Below are 2,020 nucleotides of genomic sequence, written 5' to 3' on the forward strand. Positions count from 1 at the left end.
ACGACCCACGGCTTACTCACACCACGTAGAACGACCCAGACCCACCACAGACACGCACAGACATCGATCAACTAGATCGTGTTAGGAGCTCTAACCAAATAAACGACTTCGAGAGTCGCAGGCCGACTTCGCCTTGAATCTCCATCACCGAGGCGTCGGACGCTCGGTCTGACCAATGCGCAGCTCGATTCCTAAGCCTGAGTAGTAGATCTGTCAGGTGTCCTAACGTGACAGTGTCAATCGGGTGGGACGGGTGTGCCCCGGCAAGGTCTCGAAGCTGGCGCAGCTTGGGCCCTAACGTTGAATTTGAAAGGCCACTCCGTGGCGCGCTCTGCTCAACTACGAGGTCAACAAGAGCCTCAGCGGCCGCAGTTGCATGGAAAAGAATGCTACGGGTGGCAGCGAGCTCGACTCGGTCGACCCGATCAGCTTGCTTCAACCGGTCCTCTTGCTGCAGTCGGAGCGCCTCTGCCTGCTCCAGAACTGAGACTAGATGATCGAGTTGGGATGAAGACTCTGGGAAGAGGGATTCTAATTTCTGCTTTAACTCGTTTAATTCGGGACGGACTCGACGGACCGCGGTAAGGTTCGATAGACCGAACTGATCAAATTGATCTAGCCCGGAAGTTTGACTGTAAGTTACACGCACGCCTTCCGTGCGGAGGTGCTCGAGGTTCCAGTTGCGTTGATAGGGTTGCGTGAAGCCGACCTCAAGCGTGTAGACGTTTCGCGCCCCCAGTAGGAATGCCAAGATTCCGAGCGCCACCTTGACCTGCGTTACGCCGCCGGTTAAATCAAAATACAATTCCTCGGCTGGTTTCAGCCTTGCAATCGAAGCCACCTCGGAGAGCAATTCGTCAAGCCGTTGCTTAGAGTTGCTAGACAGGTCGACAACATGATGAACGAAGTCGCTTTGGCGTAGATCTAACGGCTCCGGTATGGAAATTTCACCTTGCAGGGAAGTGAATGCAGTAAGCGACTCTGTCGTATGGACAACGTGAACCTTCCTGAATCCAGCGCTCCCGTCATTCAAGTTGCCCTGAAGAACTTCTGTTGCGGCGGTCAAGCAGTTCCCAAACGATGTTAAATTGGTGTTTCCTGGAATAATCAGGATTTGCTTCAAAATCTTTCGTTCTCCTCGCTTGGTTTCGGTGTCGGTCTGCTTGCGGATTGTGTCGGCGGGACGCTCTGCGACCACTTTAGACGGAGATCGTACTCTCTACATGCCTGGCAAGGCCGTGGATGATGCCCGAGTGTCAAGCCGTGCTGACAGGTGCAGATGCCCGTGGGACCGTTCTTGGACATCTGCCGGCTGATCGACGAGCGGGACCCGGAACGTCTCCGGGAGGTGAAGCGCGACGCCGTGTACACCCGTCAGGTCGGCGGCCTCGCAGATGTCGGCGCTGGGAGGTGGTACCACCCGCCGAGGCGGCGTGACGCGCGGCCGGGTCCTTTGGAGTCGGTCTCGCAGCGCACCGGTTGTCTTGCTGGGTCGCGGTCGGTCTTGGTGCTCGAGTCCGGGCCGGAGGTGGAAGGGAGGCATGACGTTGTGGGGAGGACTGGCCGGAGAGGTTGGGCTGATCAACAGGGTGGGTGGTGGCGGGTACCGTCGTTTACGCCCTCGGGGGTCGCAGGTATGGTCGGCTGCGACTCATCGAGATGGTTGACGACCTGGGCGGCGATGCCATCCACGTCAGGGGTGGCGTACACCTCAGCGACCTGGCCCAGGGCCGCGACTGGGTCTACGCGGCGGTTGAGGCTCACGACGGCATCGACACGCTCTACAACATCGCCGCCGTCCAGCGCTTCGGCGCGCTCGACGACCTGCGGCACTCAGCCTGGCCGCCCTGTGCCTAGACCCGGACGGCACACGGCTGTTCACACCTCGGCTAAGGGCGTGTTTGGGATGGGTTGATCAGGGGGGGGGGACTGCCCCCGGTTTGCTTGACTCCTGATTTGTGAGGATGCGTTCCTCGCTGGAAGGATGTCTGTCATGCCGAAAGCGTTTCCGCCGGAGTTC

Annotated in this window: 2 protein-coding genes; one reads left to right on the forward strand and one right to left on the reverse strand. The window is 58.8% G+C overall.

Going from position 1 to position 2,020, the window contains the following annotated elements:
* Window positions 1-67: 67 nt before the first annotated feature.
* Window positions 68-1,198 carry a hypothetical protein gene (locus tag ABT336_RS27325; RefSeq protein WP_350900468.1) on the reverse strand — a complete coding sequence of 377 codons (1,131 nt, stop codon included), beginning with the start codon at window positions 1,196-1,198 and terminating at the stop codon, window positions 68-70.
* Window positions 1,199-1,659: 461 nt separating this feature from the next.
* On the opposite strand from ABT336_RS27325, the gene ABT336_RS27330 reads away from it, so the two are divergent.
* Window positions 1,660-1,857, forward strand: a complete 198-nt coding sequence (locus ABT336_RS27330; RefSeq protein WP_350900470.1) for a hypothetical protein — start codon at window positions 1,660-1,662, stop codon at window positions 1,855-1,857.
* The last annotated feature ends 163 nt before the right edge of the window (window positions 1,858-2,020 follow it).

Origin of the sequence: Micromonospora sp. NPDC000207 (assembly GCF_040300925.1) — a bacterium.
Taxonomy (GTDB): Bacteria; Actinomycetota; Actinomycetes; order Mycobacteriales; family Micromonosporaceae; genus Micromonospora.

Bases quoted from the DNA above. Each gene is read 5' to 3' on its own strand.
- ABT336_RS27330 (WP_350900470.1), top strand. From the start codon at position 1,660: ATGGTTGACGACCTGGGCGGCGATGCCATCCACGTCAGGGGTGGCGTA.